At 43.0% G+C, this 15,950-nt stretch carries 16 protein-coding genes and 1 pseudogene; 10 read left to right on the forward strand and 7 right to left on the reverse strand.

Annotated elements, in window-relative coordinates:
- Nucleotides 1–48: 48 nt before the first annotated feature.
- Nucleotides 49–1,500, reverse strand: coding sequence for a hypothetical protein (locus QUA62_RS27815; protein ID WP_333408057.1), 1,452 nt, complete (start codon nt 1,498–1,500; stop codon nt 49–51).
- A 1,037-nt stretch (nt 1,501–2,537) separates the two neighbouring features.
- Here QUA62_RS27815 and QUA62_RS27820 point away from each other — a divergent pair.
- A complete protein-coding gene (locus tag QUA62_RS27820; protein ID WP_333408058.1) occupies nt 2,538–3,206 on the forward strand; it encodes a GAP family protein in 669 nt (222 codons plus the stop codon).
- 401 nt (nt 3,207–3,607) lie between these two features.
- Here the strand turns inward: QUA62_RS27820 and QUA62_RS27825 are convergent, their stop codons facing one another.
- Complete coding sequence (locus QUA62_RS27825) at nt 3,608–3,808, reverse strand: hypothetical protein (protein ID WP_333408059.1); 201 nt, start codon at nt 3,806–3,808, stop codon at nt 3,608–3,610.
- Between the two features lie 41 nt (nt 3,809–3,849).
- On the reverse strand, nt 3,850–4,491 hold the full coding sequence (locus QUA62_RS27830) for a leucine-rich repeat domain-containing protein (protein WP_333408060.1): 642 nt from the start codon (nt 4,489–4,491) through the stop codon (nt 3,850–3,852).
- Nucleotides 4,492–4,856: 365 nt separating this feature from the next.
- Here QUA62_RS27830 and QUA62_RS27835 point away from each other — a divergent pair, with 365 nt between their 5' ends.
- From QUA62_RS27835 to QUA62_RS27855, 5 genes are all read left to right on the forward strand, one after another.
- The gene (locus QUA62_RS27835) at nt 4,857–5,747 is read left to right on the forward strand and encodes a hypothetical protein (protein ID WP_333408061.1); all 891 of its coding nucleotides are present in this window, start codon (nt 4,857–4,859) and stop codon (nt 5,745–5,747) included.
- A 16-nt stretch (nt 5,748–5,763) separates the two neighbouring features.
- On the forward strand, nt 5,764–6,249 hold the full coding sequence (locus tag QUA62_RS27840; protein WP_333408062.1) for a hypothetical protein: 486 nt from the start codon (nt 5,764–5,766) through the stop codon (nt 6,247–6,249).
- 43 nt (nt 6,250–6,292) lie between these two features.
- A complete protein-coding gene (locus QUA62_RS27845; RefSeq protein WP_333408063.1) occupies nt 6,293–6,415 on the forward strand; it encodes a hypothetical protein in 123 nt (40 codons plus the stop codon).
- A 324-nt stretch (nt 6,416–6,739) separates the two neighbouring features.
- Entirely contained in the window at nt 6,740–7,075 is a 336-nt protein-coding gene (locus QUA62_RS27850) for a hypothetical protein (RefSeq protein WP_333054260.1), read from the forward strand.
- Nucleotides 7,076–7,116: 41 nt separating this feature from the next.
- A complete protein-coding gene (locus QUA62_RS27855) occupies nt 7,117–7,545 on the forward strand; it encodes a hypothetical protein (protein ID WP_333408064.1) in 429 nt (142 codons plus the stop codon).
- Nucleotides 7,546–7,947: 402 nt separating this feature from the next.
- On the opposite strand, the gene QUA62_RS27860 is transcribed toward QUA62_RS27855, so the two are convergent.
- A complete protein-coding gene (locus QUA62_RS27860; RefSeq protein ID WP_333408065.1) occupies nt 7,948–8,247 on the reverse strand; it encodes a hypothetical protein in 300 nt (99 codons plus the stop codon).
- Nucleotides 8,248–8,627: 380 nt separating this feature from the next.
- On the opposite strand from QUA62_RS27860, the pseudogene QUA62_RS27865 reads away from it, so the two are divergent.
- The 3 genes and pseudogenes from QUA62_RS27865 to QUA62_RS27870 form a co-directional block, all read left to right on the forward strand.
- Nucleotides 8,628–8,886: pseudogene (locus QUA62_RS27865) on the forward strand (IS701 family transposase); the annotation flags it as partial.
- Nucleotides 8,828–9,085, forward strand: coding sequence for a HepT-like ribonuclease domain-containing protein (locus QUA62_RS29550; RefSeq protein ID WP_445301727.1), 258 nt, complete (start codon nt 8,828–8,830; stop codon nt 9,083–9,085). The pseudogene QUA62_RS27865 and the gene QUA62_RS29550, both read left to right, overlap by 59 nt.
- A 94-nt stretch (nt 9,086–9,179) precedes the next feature.
- Nucleotides 9,180–10,502 carry an acetamidase/formamidase family protein gene (locus tag QUA62_RS27870; RefSeq protein WP_333408066.1) on the forward strand — a complete coding sequence of 441 codons (1,323 nt, stop codon included), beginning with the start codon at nt 9,180–9,182 and terminating at the stop codon, nt 10,500–10,502.
- Nucleotides 10,503–10,737: 235 nt separating this feature from the next.
- On the opposite strand, the gene QUA62_RS27875 is transcribed toward QUA62_RS27870, so the two are convergent.
- Nucleotides 10,738–11,238 (reverse strand): thermonuclease family protein, encoded by a 501-nt coding sequence (locus tag QUA62_RS27875; RefSeq protein WP_333408067.1) that lies wholly within the window; start codon nt 11,236–11,238, stop codon nt 10,738–10,740.
- A 109-nt stretch (nt 11,239–11,347) separates the two neighbouring features.
- Nucleotides 11,348–12,832, reverse strand: coding sequence for a tetratricopeptide repeat protein (locus tag QUA62_RS27880; protein ID WP_445301728.1), 1,485 nt, complete (start codon nt 12,830–12,832; stop codon nt 11,348–11,350).
- A 350-nt stretch (nt 12,833–13,182) separates the two neighbouring features.
- On the opposite strand from QUA62_RS27880, the gene QUA62_RS27885 reads away from it, so the two are divergent.
- On the forward strand, nt 13,183–13,938 hold the full coding sequence (locus QUA62_RS27885; RefSeq protein ID WP_333408069.1) for a DUF4339 domain-containing protein: 756 nt from the start codon (nt 13,183–13,185) through the stop codon (nt 13,936–13,938).
- 348 nt (nt 13,939–14,286) lie between these two features.
- Here the strand turns inward: QUA62_RS27885 and QUA62_RS27890 are convergent, their stop codons facing one another.
- Nucleotides 14,287–15,534, reverse strand: coding sequence for a leucine-rich repeat domain-containing protein (locus tag QUA62_RS27890; protein WP_333408070.1), 1,248 nt, complete (start codon nt 15,532–15,534; stop codon nt 14,287–14,289).
- Nucleotides 15,535–15,950 lie beyond the last annotated feature (416 nt).

Below are 15,950 nucleotides of genomic sequence, written 5' to 3' on the forward strand. Positions count from 1 at the left end.
AAATATAATCTTTTCAATTTTCCTAACTTGAAAAGATTTGATGCCTTTTCACAATTCATATAGGATTGCTATATAATCCGCTAAAACATCCGGTTTAATTTTTAGCAGGCGATTACCCGCTCCTCGTTCAAAAATAACTTTGCGGGTGATAAGACTGTCGAAGTATCGCTGAAGTTCTGTGGGATTTCTACATCCAACCTTTGCTCGAAGCCACTCAATTACCGCAGCATCTTCTCGATTTACCGTATTAAACAATGCAGTCCATCGCAGTAGATTGAAGACTTGTTCACGGGGAATGTTCTGTTGTTGTGTAAGAATTTCTTCTAAATATTCAGATGCTAACCCGTCTGCCTCTTGCGGCATTGTCTCAAGATTACCTTTGCTCTCTAACAGTTTGACGGCGATCGCCATCCAGAGGGGATAGCGATCATAATGTTGAGCAATCCAAGTAGCAGATTGTGTTTTCCAATCCGCTGTCTGTTCTTGCAAAACTCCAAATTCCAGGAGTTCTTGACAGAAAGCAACTGCTGCATTTGTTTCGAGAGGTTCTAATGGCAACTGTTCAACTATCTGACCTGTCCTTTTCTTCTGAAGATATTTCAAAACTGGATCATTAGGGGAACGAACAGCAATAGCAACTTTCCAAGTCTTAGCACGACCTACAGAAATTTGTTCTACTAGCTTTTTTAAGACTTCTGCATCATCAGGGTCATCAATTAAAAGCAAAGTAGGACGTTCGGGAATTAATCCCATAAACCATGAAGGGTTTGTCATCATAGTTGCTACATTTGCCCAAAGTATTTCCCAGTCATCTGGTAAAGCTTGAGTTTCTGCACCTTCCAGAAGAAATCGGGTTTTACCAATGCCTCCAGCCCCATGAACCACAAGAATTTTCTTTGAATCATTTAGAAGAAAATTTTTGTACTGTTCTAATTCTTTTTCTCTGCCCTGATAACAAGTATCTAGGGCATGAGGATGAGAGAATTCTTGCAATTGCACCTGTTCACGTGCTTCAGCAATTCCTAAGAAAACTCGTGTTTCTCCACCAAAATAAGCTTGCTTCAGGTCAGGATATTTGAGCAGCTTTGTTTCAATTACTGATTTCTCCCAGTAAGTTGCTGTCAACCCCAATTTATCGAATTCTGGTTTAACCTCTTTATTCCATTTCAGTTCATCAGTTGGATTAAACGCAACATTACTTATCAAAATCCATTTTTGTACTCCCCGCCAAACCTCCTGCGCTGGACCAGGCGTTGATTGATATTTAGCAATCTTCGTAGCCTCGTTTTTAGCATCTTTGATAGCTGAAGAAGTAGACTCGTTTTGATGAAACTTCATTTGGTAAATAGTAAGCCCATCTCCTGAACGTGCATCCTGGGCAAAATCTTTCCCAGGGCGAACATAAAGACGAGCTTCGTGATCCTCAAGACGAATGAGGGCACAAATCAAATGTTCAAATGTAGAACCGCTTCTAATTAGTCCCCAATTGATATCAGACATAGAACTTGATTCGATACAACGGGTATTTGGCTTCAACTATTCTGGCGTACTTGACAAAATGCTATATTAATCGAGTATAATGCTCTTTTCTTAATCTCACCACTAACCCTCTACCATATTTTAGAACACTTTAACACTAGCCTCGTTTCTCCGGGTTGTATATTACGGTAGCCTAGCTCTGGCTGGTGGGTGTAGAATACAGCATGCGCCATTGGGTTCAAGATGGGACTGGACAAAATTAGCCCGTTCCTTCGCTGACTGTCATACAGCGCGAGCGCACAAATTTGTTTGGTAAGCGTGATTATGCTTTGCAACGCCTGCTTTTGGGTAATGCTTTGAGACGAAATATTGCCGCCTAGTTGGACGCCACACGAGCAAGTTGAGACGGAACTCGCTGGACTGAAACAAAATTCAACCGCTGCCAGGGAACTACCAGAAGCGGCCGACTTGCTTAAGCAGTTGAAAGCCTAGCGTAAAAAGTCTGGCGTTACATTCTCAGACGTGGAGCTGCTTTTGGAGCTACTCGAAAGCTAAGGTGATAAAACTTTACTGTCGCCTATTGATACGGTGACTGTAAGCCTGTGCTCGTAACTTTAAGGAAGCTGTTGCGCGACTTTACGGTGCTAGCCACACCGAACAAGGCACGACTTCCTCAAACATTGTATATTTAGGATTTAAATAATCAAATTAACTGCCCCTCAAGAATACAGAACTACAAAGTATAGGACGAAAAGAATATGGGCTTGTTGATGTTGTTGATTTCGCTAATATTAGGATTTATAGTTACGATCGTTATTAATCGGGTAAGGACGATGTATTATTGTTTCCTATTTATTATTTTCGGAATATGGCTTTTAATACATTATTGGGACTCTTTGTTTCCAATTATACAGGTTATAGAATTTGTAATTATATTCCGATTTTTAACTGTTTTGGCTTTCATATTTGTCCGTTTAGTTGTGGTGCCCAGGAATAAGCCGTGAAACTCCTAACCATTTTGTTACCCGACTAGGGGATAATGACTTCAGGAAAAAATTATGAATAGCCTTCTACGTTCCCTGGCGCTGATGGCGCTGATTGATAGCATCAACCCCAATGCGATGGCAGTGCAGGTTTACCTGTTAAGTACGCCAAAACCTGTTGTTCGCTCTATTGCTTTTATCCTTGGAGACTTTGTTGCTGCCTGGATTGCTGGTATTTTATTAACATCTGGAATTACCCAAGTGATTATTCGGATGTTCAATCTTTTGGGTGATGTAATTTATGTGCTTCAGTTCATCCTTGGTGTTGTACTAATTGTTATTGGATACCACTTGAGCAAATTCGCAAATCAACTGACAACGACAAAGCGTCCTAGATCGCTCAAGCCAATTCACACATTCCAACTGGGAGCTACAATGGCATTTGTGGAAGCTCCAACGGCACTGCCTTATCTGGCGGCGATTGAACAGATCACTCGCGAAGACCTTCAGTTACCTGAACTCCTAGGCGTTCTCGCTTTCTACAACCTCATTTTTGTCTTTCCACTGATTGTTCTACTAGGAATGTATCTCGTCCTCCGCAACAGCGCTGCCACCTTATTAAATAACATTCATCAATCAGTCACAAAGTGGTTCCCAAAGATTATGGGCGCCATTTTCATTGTCTTTGGTTTTGTACTCATAGCTGATTGTATTGCTCACATCTTTGGTCACTCAATCGTATAGCTGTGTTTTCTCTGGCTACCTTATCAAAGAATCCCACATCGGCACTAGCTGAGTCACGCTCTTGTTGTTGGGTCAATCGGTCGGTTGCTCTATCTAGGCGTGTTACTGTCCCCAGTGGCGATCGCGTTTCATGTCAATCAGCAATCGCGGGTCTAACAGTTAGACACTAGGACGTAATAGCTCCTTTTTTTTGGGCGTTGCAAGTTGAGAATCAACGGTTACAGAATGCGTTAGGTAACTCAGGGCAAGAACGCGCCGATCGAGACGCAAATAAAAAATCGGCTCCTGGCGTTGAAGTTTCGCTCGATGGTAACGAAGTTAATCCTTTGCCAATGCGACTGGTACTCAAGGAGCTCTGGGGGGATTTGTTGAATAAAGTCAATGCTATCAGGGTACTGTGTCTAATCGGATAGCAGCTCAATCGCCTCTTGGATTTGGGTAATTGGATTGTTATCAAAATCAACCTTGATTTGATTCGACATTTGCTTGAGTACCTCTGGTATTTCGGTTATTTGATTGTTAGCGAGGTAGAGGCGTGTCAGATCCGACAGTTGCCCGATTGCATCTGGGAATTTGGTTATCTGATTGTGACACTCGGTCAAGCTGTGTAAGATTGGACATTTGCCCTATGGTTTCTGGGACTTTAGCTATTTGATTGTGACGCTCGGTCAAGCTGTGTAAGATTGGACAGTTGCCCTATAGTTTCTGGGACTTTAGCTATTTGATTGTGGCCGAGGTCAAGCCATGTCAGATTGGATAGTTGCCCTATGGTTTCTGGGATGGAAGTAATCTGATTGTCATGGAGGTAGAGCACTGTAAGATTGGACAGTTGCCCGATGTTTTCTGGGATTTTAGTTATTTGATTCCGACCGAGGTAAAGCAGTGTAAGATTAGACAGTTGCCTGATGGTTTCTGGGATGGAGGTAATCTGATTCAGACCAAGCTCAAGCCGTGTCAGATTCGACAGTTGCCCGAGCGTCTCTGGAATGAAGGTAATCTCATTGCTACTGAAGTCAAGCCACGTCAGATTCGACAGTTGCCCAACCGCATCTGGGATGGAGGTTATCTTATTGTAATTAAGCTTAAGCTTTTTCAGATTCGACAATTGCCCGATTGCCTCTGGGATGGAGGTAATCAAATTTCTAACGAGGTAAAGCTCTGTCAGATAGGTACACTTGACAATTTCCGAGGGCAATTCATTCAGAGCCAGCCTTGACAAATCCAGTCGCATCAATTTTTCATCGATAACCCGCCCAATTCGTCGCACTGCTTCCTCTCGGGTCATGTCCCTTGTCTCTCTATAGTATTTATTTTATTGTGACAATAATTTTTGTTTGGTGGATAAAGGCAGGAAGAATCAGGATACAGCAGGAGTTAGAACACCATAATGCCGTGTCTCTACAATTAATCAGGCGATGAACATATTCAAAGTTAAAATCAAAGATAGCATAATACTTCTATTACTAACATCTAAATCTGATTCTCTGGTAACGTAACTATCAACTTGGATTTGGACATCATTATAGCAAGTCTTTTCATGGTTAAAATTTCATTATAATTAAGAAAAAACATCATTTGTATAAAGCGGTCTGAAAAACAGAGATTCTGTAATATAATTTTGAAATCTATGCAGTTTCAATCGATTGCATCATGCCACCAATGCCAACAGTCACCGTCAAGTCAGGATACAAGCCACAATCTATCGATACCAGCATTGAAGCTGACGTGCTGATGTTTCAGCTATTGCGACAGTTAACGCACCAACAAAAAGTACAACGGACTTGCGCTTTCAATCAAGCGGTGCGAAGGTTGGCAATATCTGGAATAAAGAACCAGTATCCCAATGCTACTGAAGCAAAAGTTCGGCAAGAATTTATTAAAAGGTGTTTGGGTGCTGAGTGGATAGAAGTTTTATCAGACAGTAAAGATTGGGGTGAACTCGTGATTGCAGATCCGATCGAATTAGCGCAAAAAATAGCCAGCATCTTGCTACCGCTGAATATTCCCTATGTGGTGGGAGGTTCGGTGGCAAGTTCGCTGTTGGGAGAAAACAGATCTACGCAAGACTTGGACTTAGTGATTGATTTGGAATCGCAAACAGCACAGAGACTAATTGATGCCATGTCAGGTGAGTTTTACATCAGCGAGTCGGCTGTGACTGAAGCGATTGCCAAGTCAAGAACAGCACCCCGCGAATCATCGTTCAATGTCATCTATTTGCATTCTATGGAGAAAGCAGACATTTTTGTGATGAGCAGCGATGACCCTTTTTCGGCTTCGGTGATGAGCCGACGCCAACTTTACCCTGTTAGCGGCTTAACAGAGGAGGGAATCTACATCTACTCCCCCGAAGATATCGTCTTGCAAAAACTCAGTTGGTACAAACTAATTCCTGGCGGTTCTCAAAAGCAGTGGAGGGATGTGTTGGGAGTTTTGAAGGTGCAAGGGGAACGACTCGATATCGCTTACTTAAACCAGTGGGCTGTTACACTCCAACTAACAGATTTGCTCTCTGGAGCGTTGCTTCAATCAGGATATTAAGAGTAGGTAATTTAGAATGAAACAAGACAAACAACAGCTTGCTATTGCTAAGAAAATCCAAAAATGGATTCAAACCACCCAAGAAGTTGAAAAAACTCGATTTGCCATACCAATAACCAGGCTGACGAGTATCAAAAGTCTGTGCGTTGATGAGGTTGCTGCCAAAAAGTTTGCGCTCTACATTGCTCGACTGGTGCAGCAACAGATAAATCAGGCGATTTGTCCCGAACATTTCACAGATGAAGAATGGGCACAGCAACAACAATTAGTGGATGAAGCAATCACACTGATGCAAAGTTACTTAGAAAATCCTAGTTACGAAAGCAGGCAATCTCTCAGAAACTTATTGAGAGACATTGATGGCTTGCAAGGGGATGACTACCGTAATTTTAGGTGGGCGACGGTTCGCTTTGTCCGCAGTGGAGATTTACTCAAGCTAGAGTATGCACTGCGCTGTTTTGTAGAGACAGATTTCCCCTATTGGGTTTACTTGCCTAGCTAGAGAATATGTAGAAGGCTATGGATTGCAATCTGGTTCAGGTATCGTGGCTGAATCAATACCCAAGTTGTTGGAGGTAGCAGAATTTTGGTGTCAGTATTATTTCGATCTGAGTTTGAACGAGAAATTTCCCGACGGGGGCGATCGCTCCGTTCGACCCAACCCGTGAGAATTTTCAGCAGATTGAGGGTTTGTTAAGCCTGCAACCCCTAAGATTGTTAAAACCCGTGCCAAAACTCAGCACCTAATTCTATAACTTCTGCCGTGACAGAGCGGGTGTGCCACTAACAATCTAGGCGGGAAAACGCAACTTTCCCTATCTAGGACTTAGAAGTGCTACCCGTAGAGTTGATTAAAAATAAAACTCTTATTCTCTATAATTTTTTCTGAGTTGAATAATTAAATAAATCTTAAATACTATGAAAGAAAATAAGTTTATAGCTAAACTATTTTAATATATTTAGGAGCGAGCTGTATGTTTCAGTATTTTGTAATGATTCCTTCCCTTATTGAAGAAAAAGACGTAGACAAAGAAAACCTAAATTCGTCGATGCAAGTTGCTAAGTACAATTTTAATCTAGGCTTACAAGTAGGGGATGACCTTGAGCTGATTCTTCACTACGGTGACGAATGCTTTTCGTTTGCAAGTAAGGTTGTGAAGATATTAAAAGTTATAGAAAACGACAAAGAAAGACTTGATGATATTTTCAAAATCGAGGCTCATGTAGAGATTTCGGACAAAGAAGATTTTGTAAAAGTTCGAGAAATTCTTAAGGGGCTGAATTCATCGTCTCGCTCTGGTTTCCATCCAATGGGTTTTTCTAGCTAGTGAGGAGGGTAAATAGAATTTATCAGTTTGCGGGCAATCTTATGTTCAAAAATCTTGTGATTCGTCTAATATTCACTGCCGGAGTTTTCTTTCCTTCTTTTTCTGGTGGGAGCGTTGCTACTCCGTTGCTCCAAGTTCAAAATCCCTTGCCATATCCGGCGGCTGACAAAAATGGAGACTACCACATTATTAACGGAAATAGTGGAGTCATGCCTTTTGTGTGGGAAGTCGTAGATCCAGAAGGTTTGAATGTTCGGTGTCAAAATAGGACTAATCAAAGTAACCGACTGGATCAGCTTGAGTTGCCAGTTGATAGGATTATACCAACTGGAGAAAGATTTGAAGCTGTTGGAATTTCTCTTGACCGACGGGGAAAACCTTGGATATGGGTGGGTAGCCATTCTATGAGTAGCACTCTCTGCTGGGTCAGAGCTAATACAAGTTATGTTAAACCGTTTCAAAGAAGGTAGTCGTGCATAAGTAATGATGAAACTCGCTCTAAGCCTATCTGTGTAGGGATTGAGGGAGCAAAAATTGTAACTCTTGCACCACTATCTCACAGAATTGATCGCAACATCCAATAGCCTTTCTCACTAAGAAGACAATAGCCAAAATCCGCTGCACTATGGTTGTGGCGGGTTTACTTCTTAAAAAACACTGCACTTTATACCCGCACCTGTGACGCAAAAAAACTAGACCCGCAACACTCCCACCGTGCCAGCCACGCTTAAGGTGCAACTCTGGGAACGTTACTCTTGCCAGCCATCTCATCAGTATTTCCCCGCCTAAAGCTTGTAACCCTTGTCGCTACGTCAGGATATCGGTACAAGCTGTTTCAAGGGGTTTCTGCACGATTGCTACTCAAACCTTTGTCATTGCTCTGCTTCAGGTTTAGGTTCCTTCGGTTTTTTCTCAAAGACTTGGATATTTGGCTCTAATAGCACAAAGCCGTTAGAGGTTGATTCACCCATCTTGCCACCGATAGCAGCCACCCACTGGGGATAGTTGGTAGCAGCATCCTCAAGCTTCTTCCATATTTTTGGTTTAACAGTAACGGACACTACCCGATCGTCACAGTCAAGCTCAAAGGTTTTCCAGTTGTCTTTGTTAGTCTCTACGTTATTCGGGAGTTCGTTAATTTTGATGATGAGTTCAAGCTTGCCAATTGTCATAGGTAGTTTCGTTGGTTTTTTGGTACTTTGTCAGCTTTGTATATTTTCCCGCCTAGGAGTTGAAACCGCTACAGCTTCATCAGGGCGGGCATACCCGAAATCTAGGTCAGGAAACCGTAATTTTCTGAGTCAGAGACTAGAAATGCTAAGGTTGCTACTTACCTTCAAGCGCGCGACACAAGCGATTATCTGTCCCCAGCCGGACGGGCAGGCGGCTATTTTTCCGACGGTCTTCTAGATTGTTTTCACTTCGACAAAGGCTTAAGGGCGTTGCTTAATCAGGGTATGAATCAACTTTTCCCTTGATGTTACAAAACTCACCCTTCGAGGGCTTATAGCAATTCCGAAATTTTCCATTCATACCCTGATTAAGCAACACCAAAGAATATCAAGTGAGAGATAAACGCAGTCTAATGAGGCATTTAATTTTGGTTGGTATTTTGTGCCTACAGTTTTATCCTCTGGCATACCAAAACCTGCGGATTAAGACGTAGATGGGCAAATAAACCTTTAAACACCTTTACGGAAGCGCTTGAAGCATTTCGGACAGCAATATCTTTTAGGTTTGTCAAGTGGCTGAATGAAAATTGGGACGTATTCTCTGCTTACAAAGCTAGTTTGGGCTTTATTTGGGCTTGAAATTTGTTTAAGTCCCGTTAAAAATATCCCTCTAGAAGTACGGTCTCGATATCCAGAAATTGAGTGGCGAAAAATCACCGGACTCAGAAATATCCTTATTTTTTCAGACATTAGATATAAATATGCTCAAAATCTGTCATCTTTAAGATATAGATTTATGGTGAGTGTTTATTCCTTTTCTAAGCTCTTTGTATTTTAGATAACAAATTCTAAAAGAATAAGCCTGAATAATATATTTGCTTTGATCTAGAAGGATCAGGGGATTACAGACATTTACCATAAAAAAGCAAGCTATGCCGAATCGACGTGATTTTCTTCTTGGTGGGACTGTAGCTGCGGCTGCGACCTTGTTACCAAATAAATTGACTGCTCAAACTCCAACCAATCGACCGGAAATGGCAGCTTTACAGGAAGGATATGTGGGACAGTATCAGGGTGGTGTGTACTTACTGCCAGCCAATGATGAGACAGTCCAATGGGGTTGGTTTAATAATGCAGAGACACCCCGCGCTCGGATTAAATCAGGGGACACCGTTGTCATGGAAACCATGATGGCTTCCATGAATCAAGTTTTGCCGGGGGTATCGATCGAAGAAATTACTAGACTGCGGGTAAATAATCCCGGTCGTGGACCCCATACGATTACAGGGCCGATCTTTGTAGAGGGCGCAGCACCCGGAGATACTCTCAAAGTCAAAATTAATCGGATTGTGCCTCGTACCTATGGCTCGAACTGGAACCTGCCGGGTAATCTTGCCCTAGGGCAATTCCCAACTAGCTTCCCTGAACCCCAAGTAAAACATTTCTTCCTTGACCTCAAGCGTGGGGTTACAGAATTTTTGCCGGGGATTGAATTACCTGTGCGTCCGTTCCCCGGTATTCTTGGGGTGGCGAGGGCTGAAAGTGGACAATATAGCACCGTACCCCCTGGACCTTTTGGCGGAAACCTCGACTGTAGAGAACTTGTAGAAGGCACAACGATTTACTTACCAGTGTTTGTGGATGGAGCTTTATTGTGGTCTGGGGATTCCCATGCGGTGCAAGGTAATGGTGAGATTAATTTAACAGCGATCGAGTCTGCCTTTAATGAACTGAACCTGACTGTAGAAGTAATTAAGGGTAAACGCCTGACTTGGCCACGGATTGAGTCAGATACTCATTGGATAACGATGGGTTATGATCGAGACCTCAATATTGCGATCAATATTCTGGAAGAAGAAACCCTAAAATTTCTTGCTGAATCTAAAGGCTTAAACACTACTGAAGCTCGTCAATACATGGCAAACTACGGTGATTGTCGAGTAGCAGAGGTGGTCAATCAACTAAAAGGGGTCTATTGCATGTTACCGAAACAACCAACTCCAGTCCTTGCCCCTAACCCTACCACTGATACCTCAGATAGTTTTGTCACCCATGCCATCGATGGTGATGCAATGCAGGCTATGAACATGGCGGCCATGAGTCTAATTGAGAGAATGCAGACCCTAAAAGGACTTGTACCCCTTGATGCCTATTCCCTTGCCAGTTTAGCCATGGATGCACGGATTGGCAAAATAGAGCCGGGAGCAAAACATCTACATTGCTTGATGCCCAAGTCTCTCTGGGTCAGAAGTTAACAGCAGTTTGCGTTCAGATAAGTGGTGGTGCGATCCCCCTAAATCCCCCTATGTCCTTTGGACAGGCTACGCCAACAAAAGGGGGACTTGAAGATCATTAACTTGGCTTACCAGAATTAAATGGCGTTGCTGATTTAGGGTATGAAGGGCTAAATATGCAAGTCAGAGAAACCAGTATCCACAAAACTTCGGGATTTTCAAGTTATTTTTTTCATACCCTGATTAAGCAACGCCTCTATTTACACTGATTTTTTCTATAGTTCCAAGGTGGACAAGGATTATTTTTACTCCATAGTCCTATTCGCTGCTGTTGGGCGGTAGTCTGAGCTTTACGCAATTCTTGAGCTATATTCATACATCTACCAATACCAATGTAATGTTCATAGACCCATGCTTGCCCTTCTTTCACCAATTGTAAATTAATATTTTTATTGCCGAAAACTACCAAAACTACCAATAATTTGTGTCCATATAGGTTTTTATATACAGGTTGAACTTTGATTGATGTACCTTTTGGAAGTAGTGCGTTAAGGCGATTAGATGCCTCTTTTCCACCTTCTTGATTTCTTTCAGGCGTGTCAATGCAAGCTAACCTTACTGTTATATTTTGACCGTTGCTGTTGCGAATCGTGAGGGTGTCGCCGTCGCTGACGCTGACTACTTGGGCATTAATTTGAGTGTTTGTTATCTGAGAAACCTGAGCAGTAATTGTTGGGGCGATCGGTGCGATGAACATCAGTTACTAGATTCTGTGTAGTATTTGCTCGATTCTTAATTGCTGATTTTGCTGTGGGGGTTGCCTGTTTTTTTGCAGTGCTATCTTATTTCTCGCTATGCGTAGCTCTCTAGGGATTGACAGCGCGTTTCCTGGCTTCTGATGCTTTGACATCATAACCGGAGTTAGGATTAGTTTTGTGCAATTGCATTAACAGGTCGATGTAAAATTCGTAGTAGTCCTGCACTGTGGCAAAGTATGAGCTGCGACTTTCTGGGGCGGCTATTTTACTGCGGAGATTTTCAATTAATTTGAGAGAGGCTTCAATATCATTGAGAGCTTCGGTAAAATTGCCTAGCGATCGTTTGACAACAGCCATGCTGTAAAGAGTGAGAGCTTCTTCCTCGGTTGCGCCGATTGCTCGAAAAAGAGCAAGGGACTGGTTGTAAGACTCTAGCGCTTTCTGATTTTCTCCCAAATTGGAGTATAGTAAGCCGATGTTGGTGAGCGTAAAGGCTTCCACATGGAGATCGCCTATAGCCCTGCTCAAGGGAAGGGACTGATTGAAATACTCTAGCGCTTTTTGTTCTTCTCTCACCTCATTGTATATACCGCCGATGTTGTTGAGGGTTAGAGCTTCCCCAGCGCGATCGCCTACAGCCCTTCTCAAGGACAGGGACTGGTTAAAATACTCTAGCGCTATGTAGTATTCTCCCAATTCTGCGTATAATAAGCCGATGTTGTTGAGGGTAACGGCTTCCCAACGGCGATTGCCCACTGCCCGACTCAGGGGAAGGGACTGCCTGTAATACTCTCTTGCTTTTTGTTTTTCTCCCAACTTATTGTACACTAAGCCGATGTTGTTAAGGGTGATAGCTTCCGCATTGCGATCGCCCACTTTCCGACTAAGGAGAAGGGATTGGTTGAAATACTCTTTTGCTTTTTCTTTGTCTCCCCAATTTGCGTATACTAAGCCGATGTTGTTGAGAGTAGTAGCTTCCCCACGGAAATCGCCTACAGCCCTGCTCAAGGGAAGGGACTGATTGAAATACTCTAGCGCTTTCGAGTTTTCTCCTAAATCTGCATACCTTAAGCCGATATTGGTGAGGGTAATAGCTTCTTGCTTGCGATCGCCCACTCCCCGACTCAGAGCAAGAGACTGGTTGTAATATTCTAGCGCTTTCTGTTTTTCTTCCAATTTATAGTAAACCTCGCCGATATTGTTGAGGGTAATAGCTTCTTGCTTGCGATTACTCACTCCTCGACTCAGGGGAAGAGACTGGTTGAAATACTCTAACGCTTTTTCTTTTTCTTCTAAATCATCATAGACAACGCCAATCCTGGTGAGGGTGCTAGCTTCCCCATCCCGATCGCCCACTGCCATAAATAGTTTTAATGCTTCTTCATATTTGACAATCGCACTTCTTTTTGCTTCCGTTGTTCCTTGTTCTTCGAGTTTCTCTGCTTCTTCATATACTTTTTGGGCAGCCTCCTTACTGTTAGTTTGTGCAGTTTGTACAACTTTACCAACGGGCACGGCTGTCACTGGGTGACTTAGCTGAACCGAAAATGCGATCGACATACCAGCCAAAAACCATTGAGCGCGATCGAACATAGCCACCCCTTTTGTGTTTTTGTCAATCTTAATCACTAGCTCGTTTAGTGTAAAGGCAGGAAGAAGTCATGGTGATCGAACCTCAAGCTTTCTGAGCATCCCGCATCCTTCGATTTACGTGATAAATGGTTGAAATACCTGCGGTTTTCGGTTGCCAGTAATAAGCAAATCTTCTGCTAGATTGTACGTTTTGAGTGATCGCACATTTGGCACTGTCTCGGCTCGGATTGTCGTACTCTTGCGGTGCGACTAACGATTCAATCTCCCAGGTACTAACCTGGAAGGTTGAATTGACCACTTGGAGCTAAAGCTTGAGACAATCTTGTTATCCCTATCAAAACTGCAAGCTCATGAAAATTCCATCATGGCCCGCGTGGTTTCCTTATCCTATCTCATGGTTGAGGGGTTTCGCTCTTTTCCAGAGTTTTATCTTTTTTAATAACAGCATTCCAGTTAGCCACCCTTATGATCTTTTGATATTACTGCCAACTATTTGGTTGGCGCCACCCCTCCTATTTACCTTCTTCCACTACCTGATTGCGACAATAGTTGAAGCAGCCATTACAAACCTACCAAGTCAGGTGCCGAACTACGATCGCATCCATCAATGGCTTATCAGCAAGCGATGTGCGGGAGCTGGGCGACATTGCAGGGAAGGATGGAATGCCCTCGTAATTCTATCTTTCACTTGGTGCTTATGGTCTTGGGTTAATAAGCTTATTTTTACCATACCCTTTGTTCGAGAGTCTTCAATTTCGGAGTCAGCCATTGCCCACTTCTTTTTACCTGTGACCGCCGTCTACCTCTATCAATGCGATCTTTGGGAACATCAGCGATGGGCAACAAAGCAAGAAAGGCAATCACAGAATCCCACCTCACCACCTCCAGACCCAATAAAGCGGCGGGTAAAACCTGCTAAGCAAATAGCCCACGAAATTGCTGACTGGTACGTGTTCCGATCTGGTAAGGCCGAGGGTCCGTATACCGCATTACAACTGTGGGAGATTCAGAAAATTACAGCTCGCACAAAAGTTAGGCGGGGAGAAGCTGATTGGCAGCGCGCCGGTGAAATTTCAGAACTGACCAAATATCTTACACAACAATAGATAGACCTTGCTTTTGGAGTACAACAAATTAGAAATTTGAAAGCATCCTGAGTAAAGCGGTTCCGATCGTACTTTTTCCAGAATCGCAACCCATGCCAGCACTCAGCACCTAATTCTACAATTTCTGCCGTGACAGGGCAGGTGTGCCACTATTTCCCGTCTAAAAAAGGTTTTGAGTGCTTTTAGGTTTTGTTCTAATTGTCCGGCGATCCTAGTCGGTGTTCTTTTAATCCCTACCAAAAAAGCGATCGGCTCAGGGTGTAGGGTGAGATATGCGGGGTTGCAGGGTCAGGTCAGAATACTGAACTTTCCCCGCCTAGGGCTTGCAACCGCTACAGATTCCTTAGCCTATTTATATATTGTCAGCTTCGGCAGTTGTCTAACCGCTTCTGGGATAGAGATAGAGGTAATCGGATTTCCTGTAATCCGAAGCTCTCTCAAATTGGACAGTTGCGCGAGCGCCTCTGGAATAAAGGTAATCTGATTGCATTCAAGGCCAAGGTAAGTCAGATTAAACAGTTGCCCGAGCGTCTCTGGAATAAAGGTAATCTGATTATTTCTGAGGTCGAGCTCGTCCAGCTCGGAAAGTTGCCCGAGTGCTTCTGGGATCAAGGTAATGTAATTTTTACTGAAGTTAAGCCTTCCCAAATTAAACAATTGCCCAATCACTTCAGGAATGGAGGTAATTTGATTGTCAGAGAGCCAAAGGGTTTCCAGATTCAACAGTTTCCCTAGCGTCTCTGGAATCGAGATAATTTGATTTTTACTGAGGTCAAGCTCTGTCAAATTCGCCAGTTGCCCCAATGCTTCTGGGATGAAAGTAATCTGATTTTCATCGAGGTTAAGTAATCTCAGCTTTGGCAAATGCCCAAGCGCTTCTGGAATGAAAGTAATCTGATTCTTACTAAAGTCAAGCTCTGCCAAATTTGACAATTGTCCAAGCGCTTCTGGAATGAAGGTAATTTGATTATCACTGAGGTTAAGCTTTGTCAGATTCGACAATTGCCCAAGCGCTTCTGGAATAAAGGTAATTTGATTGTTACTGAGGTTAAGCTTCGTCAGATTCGACAGTTGCCCGAGCGCCTCTGGGATGGAAGTAATCTCATTGCTACTGAGGTCAAGCCATGTCAGATTCGACAATTGTCCAAGCGCCTCTGGCATGGAAGTAATCTGATTCTTACTAAAGTCAAGCCCTGGGAGATTCGACAATTGTCCAAACGCTTCTGGGATAGAAGTAATCTGATTCCTACTAAAATCAAGCCGCGTGAGATTCGACAATTCTCCAAGTGCTTCTGGGATGGAAGTAATCTGATTCCTACTAAAATCAAGCCATGTCAGATTCGACAATTGTCCGAGTGCCCCTGGGATGGAAGTAATCTGATTCCTACTGAGGCTAAGCTGTGTGAGATTCGACAATTGCCCGAGCGCCTCTGGAATGGAGGTAATCTCATTGCTCCTGATGTCAAGCTGTGTGAGATGCGTACACTTGCCAATTTCTGGTGGCAATTCTTTCAAATCCAGTCCCGACAAATTCAGTTGCCTTAATTTTTTATTGGTAGCTCGCTCAATCCGTCGCGCTGCTTCCTCTAGCGTCATGTTTCTTGTATCTCCATAGTATTTATTTTCATGAAATCAGAATATTTCTGGTTTTTATTTGGCTCTCTAGCTTTCAGAAGTGGGGCATCATTTTGAGACAACGGTGCATTAAGTATCTCGTCAACCAACTCAGCCTTAACAATCTAGCTTTCGATACAGAAATTAGAAGGTTGCGGTATGAGTGTTAGACAGTCTGTAAGACCAGCGTAAGGCACCTTAACCCAGCAAAGGTTTGTCTACTGTTTCCCGATCACGTTCTACAGTCCATTTCCAGATAATGCTAGGAGCGCACAACAAGTAAGTGCGATCAACTTTGGTAACTTCATGTGTTTCTGTGCAGCTATAGCAATCCTATATGAATTGTGAAAAGGCATCAAATCTTTTCAAGTTAGGAAAATTGAAAAGATTATATTTAG

Origin of the sequence: Microcoleus sp. MON1_C1, from assembly GCF_036701945.1 — a bacterium.
Classification (GTDB): domain Bacteria; phylum Cyanobacteriota; class Cyanobacteriia; order Cyanobacteriales; family Microcoleaceae; genus Microcoleus.

Coding starts and splice junctions, on each gene's coding strand:
- QUA62_RS27885 (WP_333408069.1), top strand. CDS start 13,183: ATGAAAATTCCATCATGGCCCGCGTGGTTTCCTTATCCTATCTCATGG.
- QUA62_RS27820 (WP_333408058.1), top strand. CDS start 2,538: ATGAATAGCCTTCTACGTTCCCTGGCGCTGATGGCGCTGATTGATAGC.
- QUA62_RS27875 (WP_333408067.1), bottom strand. CDS start 11,238: ATGTTCATCGCACCGATCGCCCCAACAATTACTGCTCAGGTTTCTCAG.
- QUA62_RS27830 (WP_333408060.1), bottom strand. CDS start 4,491: ATGACCCGAGAGGAAGCAGTGCGACGAATTGGGCGGGTTATCGATGAA.
- QUA62_RS27840 (WP_333408062.1), top strand. CDS start 5,764: ATGAAACAAGACAAACAACAGCTTGCTATTGCTAAGAAAATCCAAAAA.
- QUA62_RS27890 (WP_333408070.1), bottom strand. CDS start 15,534: ATGACGCTAGAGGAAGCAGCGCGACGGATTGAGCGAGCTACCAATAAA.
- QUA62_RS27815 (WP_333408057.1), bottom strand. CDS start 1,500: ATGTCTGATATCAATTGGGGACTAATTAGAAGCGGTTCTACATTTGAA.
- QUA62_RS27855 (WP_333408064.1), top strand. CDS start 7,117: ATGTTCAAAAATCTTGTGATTCGTCTAATATTCACTGCCGGAGTTTTC.
- QUA62_RS27860 (WP_333408065.1), bottom strand. CDS start 8,247: ATGACAATTGGCAAGCTTGAACTCATCATCAAAATTAACGAACTCCCG.
- QUA62_RS27850 (WP_333054260.1), top strand. CDS start 6,740: ATGATTCCTTCCCTTATTGAAGAAAAAGACGTAGACAAAGAAAACCTA.
- QUA62_RS29550 (WP_445301727.1), top strand. CDS start 8,828: ATGAAAATTGGGACGTATTCTCTGCTTACAAAGCTAGTTTGGGCTTTA.
- QUA62_RS27880 (WP_445301728.1), bottom strand. CDS start 12,832: ATGTTCGATCGCGCTCAATGGTTTTTGGCTGGTATGTCGATCGCATTT.
- QUA62_RS27870 (WP_333408066.1), top strand. CDS start 9,180: ATGCCGAATCGACGTGATTTTCTTCTTGGTGGGACTGTAGCTGCGGCT.
- QUA62_RS27835 (WP_333408061.1), top strand. CDS start 4,857: ATGCCACCAATGCCAACAGTCACCGTCAAGTCAGGATACAAGCCACAA.